Below are 17,475 nucleotides of genomic sequence, written 5' to 3'. Positions count from 1 at the left end.
AAGTTGCTCAAGCTTGCGCCGCCTTCTCCAGATCGGCGAGCATCCGCTCCACGCGATCCGACAGCTTCTCCGTGCTCACCTTTTCCCGCAGCCGCGCGACGATCAGCGGGAACGCGAACGGCGTCGGCTTCTTCGGATGCGTGAACGCGAGGCGGCTTTCGCTCATGCGGACGAGGGCATCGCGAAGGCGGCGCATTTCCAGCTCCTGCAGCATCACTTCCTGATCGGCCTGCGCGAGCAGCAGATTGCCGCGATCGTGCTTGCGGAACACTTCGTAGAAGAGGCCGCTCGACGCCTGCAACTGCCGCGCGCTTTTCTGCTGCCCCGGATGCCCCTGATAGATCAGCCCCGACACGCGGGCGATCTCGCGAAACCGCCGCGCCGACAACTCCGACGCGTTCAGGCTCGCGAGAATATCGTGCTCCAGATTGTCGGGCGAGAAGAGGCCGTCGGCGATCAGCGTTTCCCAGTCGAACGGCTTGGCCGACAGTAGCTCGAAGCCGTAATCGTTCATCGAAATGGAGAACGTGCTCGGCTGATCCCGCGCGACGCGCCAGCCGATCAGCGACCCGAGGCCGATATGCGCCATCCGCCCCGCGAACGGATAACAGAAAAAGTGATGCCCCTCGCGCGATCGCACCGCCTCGACGACCAGCACGCCTGGCCCGGGCAGCGCGGACCACTTCGCCTGGAGATCGAGCAGCGGCTTGACAGCGAGCATTTCGGGCTCGTCGTAGATGCCGTCGTTCGCGCGGGCGAGCATTACGAGCGCTGCCTCCGCCAGTTCGGACGACAGCGGCATCTTGCTGCCCGCCCATTGCGGCATCGCGCCGCGTGAGGACGTCGCGCGCTTCACATAGGCGGTCATGTCCCGCACGCGGATGAGTTCGAGCGCGCGGCCGCCGAACGTGAAGACATCGCCGGGCTTCAGGCGCGAGATGAACGATTCCTCCATCGCGCCGATGCGCCCGCCCGTCATATAGGCGACGTTGATGGTCGCATTGGCGACGATCGTCCCGACGTTGTTCCGATGCCGCCGCACGAGATCTTCGCGCGGCACGCGATACACGCCGTCATCGCCCGCCACGACGCGGTGATAGTCCGGATACGCCGCCAGCGACGCGCCGCCGCGCTCGACGAACGCGAGCGCCCAGTCGAATTCGGCCTGCTTCAGATCGCGGTACGCGTAGGCGGCGCGGACTTCATCGAGCATGTCGGCGGGATGGAAGCCGCCGCCGATCGCCACCGTCACGAGATGCTGCACGAGCACGTCGAGCGGTTTCATCGGCATGTCGCGCCCTTCGATGCGGCGTTCCTCGATCGCCCAGCGCGCCGCCGCCGCTTCGACGAGTTCGAGCGCGTGCGTCGGCACAATCGTCACGCGCGATACGCGCCCCGGCGCATGGCCGGATCGTCCGGCGCGCTGCATCAGCCGCGCGACGCCCTTTGGCGAACCGATCTGGAACACGCGGTCCACCGGCAGAAAATCGACGCCGAGATCGAGACTCGACGTGCACACGACGGCCTTCAGTTGCCCGTTCTTCAGCCCGAGTTCGACCCAGTCGCGCACTTCCTTGTCGAGCGAGCCGTGATGCAGCGCGATCAGCCCGGCCCATTCCGGCCGCAGATCGAGCAGCGCGCGATACCAGATTTCCGATTGCGAGCGCGTGTTGGTGAAGACGAGCGAGCTTTGCGCGTGCTCGATTTCATCGGCGACCGGGCCGACCTGGCGCACGCCGAGATGCCCGCCCCACGGAAAGCGTTCGATGGTGTCCGGGATCAGCGTATCGACGACGAGCGTTTTCGGCTGCGCGCCGCGCACGACGACGCGCGGCGTCGACACAGCATGCAGCAGCGCATCGTGCGCGAGCGCGAGATTGCCGAGCGTCGCGGACAAGCCCCAGACCTGCAGATCGGGCCGCCAGCGCGCAAGGCGTGCGAGCGCGAGCTGAGTCTGCGTGCCGCGCTTGTTGCCGAGCAATTCGTGCCATTCGTCGATGACGACGAGCCGCACATGCGATAGCTCCTCGCGGGCGTTGGCGCGCGTGAGCATCAGCGTGAGGCTTTCGGGCGTCGTCACGAGCGCGGACGGCATGCGGCGATTCTGCCTCGCGCGTTCGGTGGACGAGGTATCGCCCGTGCGCAAGCCGACGGTCCACGGCACCGAGAGCGCCGTGACGGCGGTTTGCAGCGCGCGGGCGGTATCGGCGGCGAGCGCGCGCATCGGCGTGATCCAGAGCACGGTAAGCGGCGCGGGAAGCGGGGCTTTGTCGGCGGCGTCCTTGACTGGCTTCTCGTTGCGCCGCGTCTTCGGCGGGCTCGCGAACGCAGCGAGCGCACCGAGCCAGATCGCCCAGGTCTTGCCTGCGCCCGTCGTCGCGTGCAGCAGCCCGCTCGCGCCGCGCCGGACTTCGCGCCAGACTTCGCTCTGGAACGGAAACGGCTGCCAGCGGCGCTCGCCGAACCATCGCGCGATGCGCTCGTCCATCGGTTTCGCCGCTTCCATCGGGTCGAAGACGAAGGGCGCGGGCTTGAACGCTTCGACGGCGGCATCGAGTTTGGCTTGCGCAGCCTGCGTGCGCGGCACGCGCCGGGGACGCGGCGCGCGGCGGCGAGCGCGGCTTGCGACGTCGGGCGGCGCGGTGTCGTCGTGTTCGTCGGGAGTGGTCATGGCGTCAGCTTCGCCTCGCTGCGATGAAGCCTGCCGCTTCATGCCGCCGCCTCGTTGAGGAAGCCCTTCAGCAGATCGAGCGTATCGGCATCTTCGATGGACTTGTCCGTGCGCCAGCGCAGCATGCGCGGGAATCGCACCGCGATGCCCGACTTGTGGCGCGGGCTCGCCTGTATGCCTTCGAAGCCGATCTCGAACACGAGCGTCGGTGTCAGGCTGCGCACCGGGCCGAATTTCTCGACGGTCGTCTTGCGCACGATGGCATCGACCTGGCGCATCTCTTCGTCGGTCAGGCCGGAGTACGCCTTCGCGAACGGGACGAGGGTGCGCACGCCGTCGGCTTCGTCCCAGACGGCGAACGTGAAATCGGTGTACAGGCTCGCGCGCCGTCCGTGGCCGGGCTGTGCGTATAGGAGGACGGCATCGACGGTATACGGGTCGATCTTCCACTTCCACCACGTGCCGGACGCCTTCGTGCGGCCGACGCCGTACATCGACGCGCGCTCCTTGAGCATCAGCCCCTCGACGCCCCTTGCGCGGCTTTCCTCGCGCAAGGCCGCGAGCGCGGACCAGTCGGATTCCTCGACGACCGGCGACACGCGCAGCAGATCGACCGACAGTTCGCGTGCGAGTGCATCGAGCTTTGCACGGCGCGCATGCAGCGGCTCCGTGCGCAGATCGCGGCCATCGGCTTCGAGCAGGTCGTAGGCGAGCAGCGCGGCGGGGGAATCGGCGAGCACCTTCTTCGTCAGCGACTTGCGCGTGATGCGCGGCTGAAGGCGCGCGAAGGGCAGCGGCATGGTCGCGCCCGGCTCCCATGCGAGGATTTCGCCATCGATCACGGTGCCGTCCGGCAGCGCCGCGCCGAGCGAGGCAAGCTCCGGAAAGCGCTCGGTCAGCAAGTCTTCGCCGCGCGACCAGATCCACACGCGGCCGCCGCGCTTGACGAGTTGCGCGCGAATCCCGTCCCACTTCCATTCGGCGATCCAGTCGGCCGGTGAACCGAGCGTCGCCGGTTCGGCCTGCAACTGATGCGCGAGAAAGAACGGATACGGCAGGCCGAGATCGCTTTCGTGCGGGGTATCGACGTCATCGCCCTCGGCGGCCGGTGCAACCAGCCGCAGATAACGCGCGGCGCTGGGCGCTTGCCGTGAATCGGTCCAGCCGACCATGCGTTGCGCGATGCGCTTGTGGTCGACGCCCGCCACTTCCGCGAGCGCGCGCACGACCAGTTGCCGCGCGACGCCCACGCGAAAGCCGCCGCCGATCAGCTTCGTCAGCAGGAAGCGCTCGCTCCAGTTCAGCTCGTTCCAGTAGCCGACGAGCCGCTCGCGCAGTTCGTCGGGATTCGCGCCGCGCAGCGTCAGCACGCGATCCTCGATCCACTGCGCAAGCCCGAGTTCGGACTCGCGTTCGGGCGGCGGCAGCACATGCGCGATAGTCTCGGCCAGATCGCCGACCGACTGATACGACTCTTCGAAGAGCCATTCGGGCAGCCCCGCGCGCTCGCGGGCAAATTCGATCATCAGGCGCGTCGGCACCGACTGGCGCGGCTTGCCGCCCGCCAGAAAGTACGACGCCCACGCCGCATCTTCAGGCTCCGCGCCGGAAAAATACGCGATCAGCGCCTCGAGCTTCTCATTGGTCGAGGTGGTCGCGTCGAGCGCGGCATAGAGCGTCGCGAAGCGTCTCATTGCGGTGGCGTCTCCGCGGTGGCGTCGCTCGTTGCGGTATCGGCCTCGATCGCATCGTCGCCGTATTCGGTCCTGAATGCGCCGGCGTCGAGGCCTTGCTCGCAAAGCCATCGCACCATCGGTTCGATCTGGCCGTGCGTGACGATCACGCGTTCCGCGCCGGTCGCGCCGATCGCGAGTTGCAGGCCGGGCCAGTCCGCGTGATCCGACAGCACGAAGCCGCGATCCACGCCCTTGCGCCGCCGCGTGCCGCGCAGGCGCATCCAGCCGGAGGCGAAGGCGTCGCTGTAATCGCCGAACCGGCGCATCCACGTGCTGCCTTGCGCGGACGGCGGCGCGACGATCAGCGCTCCCTTGAACGCGGCCTTGTCGCGTGCGGCGATTTCGCTGACGAGCCGCGTATCCGGCAGCGCGACGCCCGCCTCGCGATACGCGCGATTGAGAGGCTCGACTGCGCCGTGACAGAAGGTCGGGCCGATGGCCGCGTCGATGCCCGCGAGCAGCCGCTGCGCCTTGCCGAACGAATAGCAGAAGAGCACCGACGCGCGGCCCTGGCTCGCGTTGTGCCGCCACCATGAGTCGATGCCGTCGAACACGGTTTGCGACGGCTCCCAGCGATAGATCGGCAGGCCAAACGTCGATTCGGTGATGAACGTATCGCACCGCACCGGCTCGAATGGCGCGCAGGTCGGATCGGGCTCGACCTTGTAATCGCCGGACGCGACCCACACGCGCCCGCCGTGCTCCACGCGCACTTGCGCCGAGCCGAGCACATGTCCCGCCGGATGCAGCGAGACGCGCACGCCGTTCACGTCGATAGGTTCGCCGTAGGGAAGCCCTTGCACGTCGATGCCCGGCAGCCGCGACAGCAGCACGCTCACGCCGGCTTCGGCCGCGAGATAGCGCGCGTGGCCGAAGCGGGCGTGATCCGCGTGGGCATGCGTGATGATTGCGCGCTCGACGGGCCGCCACGGATCGATATAGAAACCGCCTGGCGGACAGTACAAGCCTTCGGGACGCGCGACGATGAGGTCGGATGAGGTGTCCACGGGTCGTCGTGTGTGCTGCGTTGCCTGCACGTTGGCCCTCGAGTGTTCAGTTCACGCAACAAAGCACGCCACGTGCCCGTCATGCCGCTTTCACGAAGACCGGCTACGGTGTAAAAGTATTGTTCAGTTACTGCCTTGTCGAAGCGCGGTGTTTTTCGCGCGGCGATTTTTCTGGTGAAGCCGAAATGGACACGATGGTTGCGCCGACCGCCGCGGAAGCGGTGTATATCGTCAGGCTGCGAAGCCACCCGCAGTACGACTTCGTGCGCCTGAAGCGGGTCTTCGCCGATGCCGGTTCGCGCCATCAGGTCGTGCTCGTCGACGTGAGAAGGCTGCTGCAATGCGCCGACCGGGACGACACCGACTACGTGCTCAAGGCCGTCGATGACTGGCACGCGGGCAAGGTGCGCGGCATTCGCGAGTTCCTCGATCCCGACAACCCGCGCGTGCCGGAGATGCCCTACGTGACCATCACCGCGCGGCGCACGGGCGGGCTGCTCGGGCTGCTGGGCGTGCATCGCGAGGGCGTCGTCGCCTTTCGCAACGGGCAACATCGCGCGCGTTATCTCGCGCATGCGGGCGCGCTGTGCATGCCGGTCGAGGTGCACGAGCGCGAAGCCGATCTGCTGCGCGCGATGTGCGCCGCGCCGGGCGAAACGAGCGCGGAATACGGCGAGGTGTGAGCCGGGCTTGATCTGCGTGCGTCAGGCTTCGACCACGTTGCGCGGCGCGCCTTCGGCCCATGCCTTCACGTTGCCGAGCGTCGTCTGCGCAATCTCCATCAGCGCCTCGCGCGTGAAAAACGCCTGATGCGCGGTGATGATCACGTTCGGAAACGTGAGCAGCCGCGCGAGGACATCGTCCTGCAGCAGGCGATCCGAATGGTCCTCGAAGAAGAGGCCGCCTTCTTCCTCGTACACGTCGAGGCCGAGATGTCCCAACTGGCCGCTCTTGAGCGCGCCGATCAGCGCATTGCTTTCGACGAGCCCGCCGCGCCCCGTGTTGATGAGCATCGCGCCGCGCTTCATGCGGGCGAGCGCGCGTTCGTCGATCAGGTGATACGTCGACGGCAGAAGCGGGCAGTGCAGCGACACGATGTCCGAACTGGCGAGCAGTTCGTCGAGTTCGACGTAACGCGCGCCGCGATCGAGCAGGTCTTGCGCGGGCGTGCCGGGATCGTAGGCGAGGATGCGCATGCCGAAGCCCACCATGATGTTGCCGAACACGCGCCCGATGATACCCGTGCCGATCACGCCGACCGTCTTGCCGTAAAGGTCGAAGCCGAGCAGGCCGTTCAGCGAGAAGTCGCCTTCCCGCGTGCGGGCCACCGCGCGATGAAACCGGCGATTCAGCGTGAGGATCATCCCGACGGCATGCTCCGCGACCGCATGCGGTGAATAAGCAGGCACGCGCGTCACGATGATGCCCAGCCGCTTCGCGGCGTTCAGATCGACGTGATTGAAGCCCGCCGAGCGCAGCGCGATGAGCCGCGTGCCGTCTGCATGCAGCTTTTCGAGGACGTTTTCGTCGAGGCTGTCGTTGACGAAGGGGCAAACCGCTGTGAAGCCCTGCGCGAGGATGGCGGTCTGCGCATCGAGATGCGCTTCCGGAAAGTCCAGCGCGACGCCGAAGGCTTCGTTCGCCTGGCGGAAGGTATCGGCGTCGTATTGGCGGGCGCTGAAAAGAATGAGCTTCGGGTTCGTGTCTGGATTCGCGGAGGTGTCTGGCGTCGTTCCGGCCGGCAGCGGGTTCGTTACGGGACTCGCGCCGGCCCGAATTCAGGCAAACGCGAACGTCAATGCGTTGTCGCCGCGCCGGCGGCGCCGGTCCCAACGGAAGCGGGGTAGCCAGCCGGCGGCTGACGGAACATCTCGTCCGGCCGGGTGTTGCCGGAGTTGATCTCCTTGGTCAGCCTTTCCAGCGCATAGTCGATGAAAAAGCGCGTCTTGGCGGGCAAATACTGACGGCCCGGATAGACGATCGACAGCTTCATTTCGGGGTCCTCGACCGAATAGTCGGGCAAGAGCCGCACGAGCGATCCGTCGCTGATGTCGCCGGCCACGATGCCTTCCGGCAGCACCGAGAAGCCCATGCCGCGCAGCGTCGCGAGCCTCACCATCAGCGCGCTGTTGACCGAGTAGACCGGCGCGAGCGTCACCTGTTCCGATGTACCCAGCCGATGCCGGAAGTGCCATGACGAACTGCGCATGTCGTTAGGCAGCCCGACCGACGGCATCGTTTGAAGGTCGGAGGGCGCGGCGGGCAGGCCGTGCTCGGCCACGAACGCGGGCGTTGCGACCGGCACCAGCGCATTCACGCCGATGGGCCGCTCGACCAGCGCGGTGCTCGTGACCATGAACGCCGCGACGATGCCGACGTCGTAACCGTCTTCGACAAGATCGACGTGCCGCTCGGCCAGTGTAAGGCGGACATTCACCTTCGGATAAAGCTTGCGGAAACCGTCGATGAGCGGCGTCAACGTGAGTAATGAAAGCGCACTGGATGCCACGACACGCAGCGTGCCGCTCGGCTCGCCTTCGGTATGCGTGACGGCGGATTCAAGATGATCGAGTTCTTCGAGTAATGCGCGGCATCCCTCCAAATAACGGGTGCCGGCTTCAGTCAATGAGAGATTGCGAGTGGTGCGGTTAATAAGGCGAGTTCGGAGGTGCGCTTCTAGCATTGCAATCGCGCGGGTAACCAACGCATTCGAAACGTCGAGTTGCTGCGCGGCACGTCGAAAACTTTCCGTGTCCGCCACGCGAACGAACACACGCATAGCATGGATCTGATTCATCGTTTGGCCCTCTCTCAGTTGTGCCGCGTTGAATGTGAGCGTCACCTTGCGGGTCACCCACTTTTTAAGATGCTTGTACGCATAATATTGACAAAAAGAAGATATTGCAATATCAGAATAACAATTCTTCAGCCCTTGGAAAAACTTGCCGAGGCGAAACAATACGATCAAGAAAACGTGCTTTAAGAAACATTATTCTCTTCGTTGCGCTTTAAATAGATCGTTCAACCGATTGGGTGAAATGCGTCTGTAATTTGCGAGTCTTGTTGCGCAGTGTTCTTCTTACCAATATGCTCGCTCACTAAATGGTGAATATACTTAATTGAACCGGCTGCTTGTTTATTGCTTCTCATTGCTTATGGCGAGTTTCCGCATTGTGGTGCACGCATGATTTTTTTGTACCGCGAGGGGAGTCCCGATAGTCTGAACCTGCACGTTTTGCATCGACCAACTAGCATTCAAGTCATATTGATAATGCACGTGATACGTTGGAACCGATAAGGATAAAGCGCCATGCTCTGGCAACTTCTCGTGCGACAACCGGAAATCGCACTATTCGCCAGCCTGGCGATAGGCTTTTTCATTGGGTCGCTGAAATTCGGGCCGATTCAACTGGGCGGCGTCTGCGGCACGCTGATCGTCGCGCTGATACTCGGCCAAAGCGGCGCGCGCATATCTCCGGATTTGAAAAACATCGCGTTTGCGCTTTTCATCTTCGCGCTCGGTTTCACGGGCGGTCCGCAATTTTTCGCGAACATCGGACGCGGATGGCGCTACGGGGCGCTGTCTCTTGTCGAGGTCATTTTCGTGGTCGCGCTCGTGCTCGGCATCGCGGCGGCGCTCAGGCTCGATGCAGGGACAGCGGCCGGATTGCTCGCCGGTGGCGCGACGGAATCGGCGGTGATCGGCACCGCATCCGAGGCCGTGGCGCGGCTCAACCTGCCCGCGGCGGAAATCGCGCGGCTTCAGGCGAACATCGTGACCGCGTACAGCGTGAGCTATCTGTTCGGGCTCGTCGCCATCGTGCTGTTCGTCAGCCAGATTGCGCCGCTCATCGTCCGTGTGAATTTGCGCGACGAAGCGGAGCGCGTGTGGCGGCAACTCGGCGGCGACGGCGCGCTCGCCGAAGGGCAGGCGCCCGCCGTGTCGCCGCTCGCCGCGCGGGAACTGAAGGTGACGACGGCCGCGGGGCTTGCTATCGGCGACCTCGAGAAGCGCTTCGGGCACGACATCAGCGTGCAGCGCGTGGTGCGCGAGCGTTCCGTCGTCAAGGCGCAGCCGGCCGTCGTGCTGAAAGCGGGCGATCGCATCGTGATCGCGGGGCGGCGCGGGGCGCTTCTCGATGCGATCCCGCTGATCGGCGAGGAAGTGTTCAGCAACGGCGGATCGGATGTCTTCGTCGAGAAAGTCGACGTGATGCTCACGAACCGCGCAATGCACGGACTGACGCTCGCGCAGGCGCGCGCCCGAGCGAATCCGGCGGAAGGGCGCGGCGTGTACGTCGCCGCCGTGACGCGCCTCGACAGCACGATCCCCGCGTTGCCGGGCACGCAAGTGCAGCGCGGCGACGTGCTGACGCTCGTCGGCGCAAAGGCGGATGTCGCGCGCGGCGCGGCAAAGCTCGGCTACATCATCCGCGCGACGCAGAAGACCGATTTCGTCTTTCTCGGGATCGGCGTGCTGATCGGCATCGCCATCGGACGGCTGTCGGCGCACGTGGGCGGCATCGACCTGTCGCTCGGGACGGGCGGCGGCTGTCTGCTTGCGGGGCTCGTGTTCGGCTGGATTCGCTCGCGGTATCCGCTGATCGGCTCGTTGCCGTCGGCGGCGGCGCAGATTCTCAAGGACTTCGGTTTGTGCACCTTCATCGCGGCGGTGGGGCTGTCGGCGGGGGCGGATGCGTTGCGGCTGATCCGCGAGTTCGGCATTGCGCTGCCGATCGCGGGCATCGCCATCACGCTCGGGCCGGCGATCGCCTCGCTTCTCATCGGCCGCCTGCTCCTCAAGCTCGAAGTGCCGATGCTGCTCGGCGCGATCGCCGGTCAGCAATGCAGCACGCCGGCGATTAGCGCGCTCGTCGGCGTGACGGGAAATTCGACGCCCGTGATCGGCTACACGATCACTTACGCGATCTCGAACGTGCTGTTGCCGTTGCTCGGCCCGCTCGTCGTCGGACTCGTTAGCAAGCTTGGCTGAACGATTCGGCCGCTACCCCGGAGGGCGCAGTGGACTGGCTCCATCATGTTTTCCAGAAGTCGCCGGAAACCGCGCTGTTCCTGTCGCTGGCGGCCGGGTATCTGATCGGCCAGATCAACTTCGGCAAGTTCCAGCTGGGCGGCGTCGGCGGTTCGCTGCTGGCGGCGGTCGTCGTGAGTCAGGTAGGCGTGCAGATCGACAACGGCGTGAAGTCCGTGATGTTCGCCGTGTTCATCTACGCGGTCGGCTACGACTCGGGGCCGCAGTTCTTCAACTCGCTGAATCGCCGGACGCTGCGCGAGATTGCGATGGCCGTCTTTCTCGCCGTCACCGCGCTCGTCACGGTGATCGGGTGCGCGAAGGTCTTCGGCCTGAACAAGGGACTCGCGGCGGGGCTGGCGGGCGGGGCGCTCACGCAATCGGCGATCATCGGCACCGCGGGCGACGCCATCGCGCGGCTCGGCTTGCCGGCGCAGGAGACGAAGGCGCTGCAGGCGGATGTCGCCATCGCCTATGCAGTTACCTACGTGTTCGGCTCGCTCGGCGCCATCATCGTATGCGTGAACATCCTGCCGAAGTTCATGGGACAAAGCCTGAAGGAAGCGTCGATCGAAGCGGAGAAGTCGCTTGCGGGCGGCCTCGGCGGTCCCGCGCCGGGGCAGGTTTCGGCGCTGCCGCCCCTGGTCGGGCGGACGTATCGCGTGATGCTGGACGGTGCTGGCGGCGCGGGCGCGGCAGGGCGCACGGTCGCGGACATCGAGATGGACGAACAGGATGCGATCACCATCGAGCGCATCCGGCGCGCCGGCCACGCGATCGAACCGCAGCCCGACATGACGCTCGAGCCGGGCGATATCGTGCTCGTCGTCGGGCGGCGCGAGGTGATGGCGGGCGCGGCGGCGCAACTCGGCGAGGAAGTCGCGGACACGGACGGCGTCAGCGTCGTCATGCAGAAGCGCCAGGGCGTCTTCGCGATGCGCGGCATGAATCACTGGACGATGCGAGCCGTGCGCGCCACCGTCGATCGCGACATGCGCCACGGCGTCTACGTACACGCCGTCACGCGCGCCGGGATGCCGCTGCCCGTGCTACCCGAAACGCGCCTGGAACATGGCGATGTCATCACGTTCTATGGCTCGCCGCAGGACACGAAGCGCGCCGTCGACGCGGCGGGCTACGAACTGCCGTACTCCGACAAGACCGATTTCATCTACATGGGCGTGGGCATCGTCGTCGGGCTGCTGATCGGGCTGATCGTCGTGCGCGTGGGCGGCATACCGATTACGCTCGGTTCGGGCGGCGGCTGTCTGCTCGCGGGGCTCGTATTCGGCTGGATGCGCGGCAAGCATCCGATGTACGGCGTGATGCCGCCGGCTGCATCGCAATTGCTGAAGGACTTCGGGCTCGCCGCGTTCGTGGCGGTCGTCGGGCTAAATTCGGGCTTGCAGGCCGTGGTCACGGTGAAGCAGAGCGGCCTCACGATCTTTCTGCTCGGCGAGTTCGTCACGCTGTTTCCACTGCTGCTGGCGATGCTCTTCGGGCGCTACGTGCTGCGCTATGACAACGCGGCGATCTTCGCGGGTGCGCTGTCCGGAGCGCGCAGCGCGAATCCCGCGTTCGGCGGCGTGCTCGACAAGGCGGAAAGCCCGGCGCCGACGGCGGCCTTCGCCGTCACCTATGCGCTCGCGAACGTGTTGCTGACGCTGCTCGGGCCGCTGATCGTCGGGCTCGTGTGACGGCATGAGATGCCGCCTTGCGCCATAATCGGCGGGACACAAGGAGGCTCCTCATGGCGAACGCAATTCCTGCCGTCGAACTGCCGGACGGCGAAGCGATTCCGAAACTCGGTCAGGGCACCTGGGAAATGGGCGAGCGACCGAACGCGCGCAAGGCGGAGATCGCCGCGTTGCGCGAGGGCGTCGAACTGGGGATGACGCTCATCGATACGGCCGAGATGTATGGCGACGGCGAAAGCGAGAGGCTCATCGCGGAGGCGTTGTCGGACAGGCGCGAAGATCTTTTCATCGTCAGCAAGGTGTATCCGCATAACGGCACGGAGCGCGGCGTGCAGGCCGCGTGCGAACGGAGCCTGAAGCGGCTGGCGACGGATCGCATCGACCTGTACTTGCTGCACTGGCGCGGCGGCGAGGATCTGCCGGGCGTGGTCGCGGGTTTCGAGAAGCTGAAGCGCGACGGCAAGATTCGCCATTGGGGCGTGAGCAACTTCGACACCGACGATATGGAAGAGCTTTTCGCGCTCGATGGCGGCGATGCGTGCGCGACGGATCAGATTCTGTATAACGTCGCGCGACGCGGGCCTGAGTTCGATCTGCTGCCGTGGCTGCGGGAACATCGGCTGCCGGCGATGGCGTATAGCCCCGTCGATCATGCGCGGCTGCCGCGCGGCGGAGTGCTGGAGAAGATCGCCGCATCGCGTGGCGTGTCGGCGTTTCAGGTCGCGCTCGCGTGGGTGTTGCAGCAGCCGGACGTAATCGCGATACCCAAAGCCGCCGATGTTGCGCATGTCCGCGAGAATCGCGCCGCACTCGATATCCACTTGTCCACCGACGAACTCGCGGATATCGATCAGCAGTTCAAGCCGCCGAAGGTCAAGCGGGGGCTGGAGATGCTTTAGCTTTCAACCGCTCAGGAACAAGCATGGTGCGCGTGCACCGACCCTAGCACCGCGACTTCGGCCGGCGTGCGCCGCAAATCGGCTTCGCTGACCTGCTTTGCATCGGCGATGAAGTCATCGACGATCGACGACACCGACGTGTTCGTGAGACACAGCGACCCGCGCTTCGTGTCGGTATCCGCGAGCGATGCACGTTGCGACAAGAACAGCACGCCGTACTGATAGCCCCGCACGATGCCGCGCACCGCGCCGACGCACTGGCCTTGCGCCGCGTTGTCGCCTTTCTGGCCGCATTGTTGCGCAAGCGACCACGCCGAGAAGGACGGATCGGATGCGCCGGGCGCGGGCGCCGACTGTGCATGAGCCGAAACGGCGGCGCCAAGCGCCAGGGAAGCTGCGAGCGAGAGAGCGTACTTTTTCATGGACATCCTCGTTGTTGTGATGTCGATGAGAGGCCCGTAACGCGCTTTGGTTCCGGCGTGCGTCGTTTCAGATGACCTTTTCCTGCGATTGCAGCGCGCGCAACTCGTCGACGGGAATGTGGCAGTCGATCGCGTGGCCGTTGCCCGCATCGCGGCAAGGCGGCGTCTCACGCTCGCAAATGTCGCCGATCTTGCGCGGGCATCGCGTATGAAACACGCAGCCGGAAGGCGGGTTCGCCGCGCTCGGCAAGTCGCCGGACAGACGGATGCGCTTGCTGCCCGCATCGGTTTCGTCGAGCGACGGCGCCGACGACAGCAACGCTTCGGTGTACGGATGCTGCGGGCCATCGAAGACATCGGCGGCGCGGCCAATCTCCATGATGCGTCCGAGATAGAGCACCGCGATGCGATCGGACAGATAGCGCACGACGTTCAGATCGTGCGAGATGAACACGTAGCTCACGCGCCGCTCGCGCTGCAGGTCCGCAAGCAGATTGAGGATCGCGGCCTGCACGGAGACATCGAGCGCGGAAGTCGGTTCGTCGCAGACGACGACGCGCGGATCGCCCGCGAACGCCCGCGCGATGGCCACACGCTGCTTCAATCCACCCGACAACTGCCGCGTGCGCGAGCCGAGATAACGCTCCGGCAAGCGCACCGCTTCGGTCAGCGCGCGCAGGCGCGTTTCCCTCGCTTCGCCGCGCAGCGCCGCGAGCTTCGACAGCGACCGCGCAATGAGCCGCCGCACCGAATGCGCGCGATTCAGCGCCGAATCGGGGTTCTGAAACACGATTTGCAGCGACTTGACCTGCTCGCCGCTGCGGCGCGTGACCCGCTCGGGCAACGGTTCGCCATCGAGTTCGAGCGTCGCGCCCTTGTCCGGAGCGACGAGGCCGAGCAGCAGTTTGGCAAGCGTCGTCTTGCCGCTGCCCGATTCGCCAACGAGCCCGAGCGTTTCGCCCTGAATGAGATCGAGCGAGACATCGTGCACGGCGCGGACCTCCTCATCGCCGACGCGGAAGGTCTTCGAGAGATGGCGCGCGGACAACGCGAGCGCCGGTTCATCGCCGGCGGCAGCGACGGGCATGGGCGCTTCCGCCGTGGATCGGGGCAAGTCCTGCGCGCGCTCATGGTAATGACAGCGCGCCATCTGATCGCCGTGCAGCGCCGCCATCCGGTACGGCGGCGGCGCGTCTTTCACGCATCGGTCATCGGCGAGCTTGCAGCGCGGCGCGAACACGCAGCCCTGCGCAATCGATCCCGGCAGCGGCAGAGAACCGGGGATCGTGTCGAGACGGCCGTTTTCCTTGCTGCGGCCGCGCGTCGGCAGGCATCGCAACAGGCCGACCGTGTACGGGTGACGCGGCTTCGCGAAGACATCGGCGGTTACGCCTTCTTCGACGAGCTTGCCCGCATACAGCACGCCGACGCGGTCGCACATGCGCCCGATCACCGCGAGGTTATGGCTGATGAACAGCACGGCCGTGCCGAGTTCCGCCCGCAATTGCGCGATGAGATCGAGCACTTCGGCTTCGACCGTGGCGTCGAGGCCGGTCGTCGGTTCGTCGAGGATCAGCAGTTCGGGATTGCATGCGAGCGCCATCGCGATGACCACGCGCTGCTGCATGCCGCCCGACAACTGATGCGGATAGCTCTCCATCACCCGCTCGGGCGATGCGATTCGCACGCGGCGCAGCATGTCGGCGGTGCGGGAGCGCGCTTCGTCGGCGGATGCGCCCGCCGCTTCGAACGCTTCGGACACTTGCCGCGCGATCGTCAGCGACGGATTCAGCGCGCGGCCAGGGTCCTGATAGACCATCGATACCGCGTTCGCCCGCAGGCCGCGCAACGCATCGGCATGAAGCGTGGCGACATCGCGGCCGCCGATCGTGATGCGCCCCGCCTTGACGCGGCCGTTGCGCGGCAGATAGCGCATTATCGCCAGCGCCGCCGTCGATTTGCCGCAGCCCGATTCGCCGACGAGCCCGTACGCTTCGCCGCGCCGCACGCGCAGCGTCACGTCCTGCAGCACTTCGCGCTCGTGCCCGCGCGCGCGATACGCGACGGTCAGTCCGACGACCGTCAGTGCATCGGCCTGATCGCCCTTGGCCGCGCCGAACGCGGGGAATGCCGATGGCGGCGGTCCGTTCATCGGTCGAGCACTCCTTGCACGGCATCGGCGACGAGATTGACGGCGACCACCAGCGACGCGATCGCAGCGGCGTCGAAGACGACCGTCCACCATGCGCCGCCCGCCATCAGCGTATAACTTTCGGAGAGCGCGAGGCCCCAGTCGGCGGAAGGCGGCTGGATGCCGAAGCCGAGGAACGAGAGCGTCGCGACCGCGAAGATCGCGTAGCCGAGCCGGACCGTCGCCTCGACGACGATCGGCGGCAGCACGTTCGGCAGGATCTCCGCGAACATGATGTAGAACGCGTTCTCGCCGCGCAGCTGCGCCGCGAGCACGTAGTCCAGATGGCGCTCGCCGAGCACGGCGGCGCGCACGGTGCGCGCGGTGATCGGCGCGAAGGTGAGGCCGATCACGAGAATCACGGTCGCGTCGCTTGCGCCGACCGCCGCCAGCGCGAGCAGCGCGACGATCACGAGCGGCAGCGCGAGCAGCGCATCGGTGATACGGCCGATGAGCGCATCGACCCATCCGCCGAAATAACCGACGATCAGCCCGATGGCCGTGCCCGCCGCCGTGCCGATGAGCGTCGCGAGCGGCGCGATGGTGAGGATGTCACGCGAACCGACGATCACGCGCGCGAAAACATCGCGGCCCAGCTGGTCGGTGCCGAACCAGTGTTCGGGCGACGGCGGCGCGAGTGAGTTGAGCGGATCGGATGCATACGGATCGAGCGGCACGAGCCAGTGACCGAACAACGCGCACGTGACCCAGAACAGCAGGATCAGCGCGCCGAAGTCGAACGTGCCGGAACGCAGCAGCGCGCCAAGCGCTTCGAAGCGGCGCGGTTTCGGTGCGGAGGCGGTGGCGGTGCTCATCGCGCGCCTCCGGTGCGCAGCCGCGGATTGAGCACGACGTAGAGCGCGTCGGCAATCAGATTCGCCGCCGTATAAATCACGCCGATGGTCAGCACGCCCGCTTCGAGCATCGGAAAGTCCTTGGCCTTCGCCGCGCCGTAGATCAGCGAACCGATGCCCTGATAATGAAACAGCGTCTCCACCACGACCAGCCCGCCGATCATGTAGCCGAGCTGCGTCGCGGCGACCGTCACCGTCGGCAGCAGCGCATTGCGCAGCACGTGCCGGAAGATCACGATGCGGCGCGGCAGCCCCTTGAGAATCGCGGTGCGCGTGTAGTCGGCATCGAGCGCCTCGACCGTGCCTGCACGCGCCATCCGCGCGATATAGCCGAAGAACACGAAGACGAGCGGCAGCACGGGCAAAATCAGATGCTTAAATTGCAGCAGAATGCTCGCGTCGGCGGGCGCGGTCGCTTCGATCGGCAGCCATTGCAGCCACACGCCGAAGATCAGGATCAGCACGATCGACGACACGAATTCCGGCACGACCGTCGCCGTCAGCCCGCCGATGCTGATCACGCGATCGATGAAGCGCCCCGCGTGGAGCGCCGCATACACGCCGCCCGCGATGCCCAGGGGCACGACGACCACGAAAGCGAGCGCGCCGAGCTTGGCCGATTTCAGCAGCGCCGCACCGATGAACGGCGCAACCGGCGCGCGAAACGCATACGACTCGCCCATGTCGCCGCGCACGAAATGCGTGATCCAGTCGATGTATTGCGTGACGAGCGGCCTGTCGACGCCCAGTTGATGATTGAGCGCCGCGACCGCGCGCGCGTCGGCGAGCGGGCCGAGAATCGCGCGGCCCACGTCGCCGGGCAGGAGCTGGCCGCCCGCGAAGACGATCATCGACAGCAGCCAAAGCGTGACGAGCGCAAGCAGCACGCGCACGCCGACGAAGCGCATGATGCGTTTCATTCTGGCGAAGTCGGCACCGTGCGCCGTTGGCGTGATCGTGCTCATG

Annotated in this window: 13 protein-coding genes; 4 read left to right on the top strand and 9 right to left on the bottom strand. The window is 66.0% G+C overall.

Features of this window, described 5'->3' with window-relative positions; genetic code table 11:
• Window positions 1–7 precede the first annotated feature (7 nt).
• From BG57_RS22340 to BG57_RS22330, 3 genes are read right to left on the bottom strand one after another with little or no spacing between them, the layout of a single operon-like run.
• Window positions 8–2,671 (bottom strand): ligase-associated DNA damage response DEXH box helicase, encoded by a 2,664-nt coding sequence (locus BG57_RS22340; protein WP_035968172.1) that lies wholly within the window; start codon window positions 2,669–2,671, stop codon window positions 8–10.
• 38 nt (window positions 2,672–2,709) lie between these two features.
• Complete coding sequence (locus BG57_RS22335) at window positions 2,710–4,365, bottom strand: ATP-dependent DNA ligase (protein ID WP_035968170.1); 1,656 nt, start codon at window positions 4,363–4,365, stop codon at window positions 2,710–2,712.
• Complete coding sequence (locus BG57_RS22330; RefSeq protein ID WP_035968166.1) at window positions 4,362–5,414, bottom strand: ligase-associated DNA damage response exonuclease; 1,053 nt, start codon at window positions 5,412–5,414, stop codon at window positions 4,362–4,364. Before BG57_RS22330 ends, BG57_RS22335 begins: the two co-directional genes overlap by 4 nt.
• A gap of 185 nt (window positions 5,415–5,599) precedes the next feature.
• Between BG57_RS22330 and BG57_RS22325 the strand changes: the two genes are divergently transcribed.
• Window positions 5,600–6,097: a plasmid fertility inhibition factor family protein gene (locus BG57_RS22325; protein ID WP_035968163.1), complete on the top strand. Its 498-nt coding sequence runs from the start codon at window positions 5,600–5,602 to the stop codon at window positions 6,095–6,097.
• 21 nt (window positions 6,098–6,118) lie between these two features.
• On the opposite strand, the gene BG57_RS22320 is transcribed toward BG57_RS22325, so the two are convergent.
• Both BG57_RS22320 and BG57_RS22315 read right to left on the bottom strand, forming a co-directional pair.
• Window positions 6,119–7,159 (bottom strand): 2-hydroxyacid dehydrogenase, encoded by a 1,041-nt coding sequence (locus BG57_RS22320; protein WP_052005940.1) that lies wholly within the window; start codon window positions 7,157–7,159, stop codon window positions 6,119–6,121.
• Between the two features lie 50 nt (window positions 7,160–7,209).
• Window positions 7,210–8,211 carry a LysR family transcriptional regulator gene (locus BG57_RS22315; RefSeq protein ID WP_052005939.1) on the bottom strand — a complete coding sequence of 334 codons (1,002 nt, stop codon included), beginning with the start codon at window positions 8,209–8,211 and terminating at the stop codon, window positions 7,210–7,212.
• 513 nt (window positions 8,212–8,724) lie between these two features.
• On the opposite strand from BG57_RS22315, the gene aspT (BG57_RS22310) reads away from it, so the two are divergent.
• From aspT (BG57_RS22310) to BG57_RS22300, 3 genes are read left to right on the top strand one after another with little or no spacing between them, the layout of a single operon-like run.
• On the top strand, window positions 8,725–10,407 hold the full coding sequence (aspT, locus tag BG57_RS22310) for an aspartate-alanine antiporter (RefSeq protein WP_035968159.1): 1,683 nt from the start codon (window positions 8,725–8,727) through the stop codon (window positions 10,405–10,407).
• 29 nt (window positions 10,408–10,436) lie between these two features.
• Window positions 10,437–12,143: an aspartate-alanine antiporter gene (gene aspT / locus BG57_RS22305; RefSeq protein WP_035968158.1), complete on the top strand. Its 1,707-nt coding sequence runs from the start codon at window positions 10,437–10,439 to the stop codon at window positions 12,141–12,143.
• A gap of 53 nt (window positions 12,144–12,196) precedes the next feature.
• Window positions 12,197–13,042, top strand: coding sequence for an aldo/keto reductase (locus tag BG57_RS22300; protein WP_035968154.1), 846 nt, complete (start codon window positions 12,197–12,199; stop codon window positions 13,040–13,042).
• Between the two features lie 11 nt (window positions 13,043–13,053).
• Here the strand turns inward: BG57_RS22300 and BG57_RS22295 are convergent, their stop codons facing one another.
• The 4 genes from BG57_RS22295 to BG57_RS22280 form a co-directional block, all read right to left on the bottom strand.
• Complete coding sequence (locus BG57_RS22295; protein WP_174447241.1) at window positions 13,054–13,470, bottom strand: Rap1a/Tai family immunity protein; 417 nt, start codon at window positions 13,468–13,470, stop codon at window positions 13,054–13,056.
• 61 nt (window positions 13,471–13,531) lie between these two features.
• Window positions 13,532–15,616, bottom strand: a complete 2,085-nt coding sequence (locus tag BG57_RS22290) for an ABC transporter ATP-binding protein (RefSeq protein WP_035968148.1) — start codon at window positions 15,614–15,616, stop codon at window positions 13,532–13,534.
• Window positions 15,613–16,470 (bottom strand): ABC transporter permease, encoded by an 858-nt coding sequence (locus BG57_RS22285; RefSeq protein WP_035968144.1) that lies wholly within the window; start codon window positions 16,468–16,470, stop codon window positions 15,613–15,615. Before BG57_RS22285 ends, BG57_RS22290 begins: the two co-directional genes overlap by 4 nt.
• Window positions 16,467–17,474: an ABC transporter permease gene (locus tag BG57_RS22280; RefSeq protein ID WP_035968143.1), complete on the bottom strand. Its 1,008-nt coding sequence runs from the start codon at window positions 17,472–17,474 to the stop codon at window positions 16,467–16,469. Before BG57_RS22280 ends, BG57_RS22285 begins: the two co-directional genes overlap by 4 nt.
• Between the last annotated feature and the right edge of the window lies 1 nt (window position 17,475).

The sequence above is a fragment of the Caballeronia grimmiae genome (assembly GCF_000698555.1).
Classification (GTDB): Bacteria; Pseudomonadota; Gammaproteobacteria; order Burkholderiales; family Burkholderiaceae; genus Caballeronia; species Caballeronia grimmiae.
This window is presented reverse-complemented; position numbering and strand designations above follow the sequence as displayed.

Excerpts from the sequence above, each read along its gene's own strand:
- BG57_RS22335 (WP_035968170.1), bottom strand. The coding sequence starts at position 4,365 with ATGAGACGCTTCGCGACGCTCTATGCCGCGCTCGACGCGACCACCTCG.
- BG57_RS22280 (WP_035968143.1), bottom strand. The coding sequence starts at position 17,474 with ATGAGCACGATCACGCCAACGGCGCACGGTGCCGACTTCGCCAGAATG.
- BG57_RS22295 (WP_174447241.1), bottom strand. The coding sequence starts at position 13,470 with ATGTCCATGAAAAAGTACGCTCTCTCGCTCGCAGCTTCCCTGGCGCTT.
- BG57_RS22315 (WP_052005939.1), bottom strand. The coding sequence starts at position 8,211 with ATGAATCAGATCCATGCTATGCGTGTGTTCGTTCGCGTGGCGGACACG.
- BG57_RS22325 (WP_035968163.1), top strand. The coding sequence starts at position 5,600 with ATGGACACGATGGTTGCGCCGACCGCCGCGGAAGCGGTGTATATCGTC.
- BG57_RS22340 (WP_035968172.1), bottom strand. The coding sequence starts at position 2,671 with ATGACCACTCCCGACGAACACGACGACACCGCGCCGCCCGACGTCGCA.
- BG57_RS22290 (WP_035968148.1), bottom strand. The coding sequence starts at position 15,616 with ATGAACGGACCGCCGCCATCGGCATTCCCCGCGTTCGGCGCGGCCAAG.
- aspT (WP_035968159.1), top strand. The coding sequence starts at position 8,725 with ATGCTCTGGCAACTTCTCGTGCGACAACCGGAAATCGCACTATTCGCC.
- BG57_RS22285 (WP_035968144.1), bottom strand. The coding sequence starts at position 16,470 with ATGAGCACCGCCACCGCCTCCGCACCGAAACCGCGCCGCTTCGAAGCG.
- BG57_RS22300 (WP_035968154.1), top strand. The coding sequence starts at position 12,197 with ATGGCGAACGCAATTCCTGCCGTCGAACTGCCGGACGGCGAAGCGATT.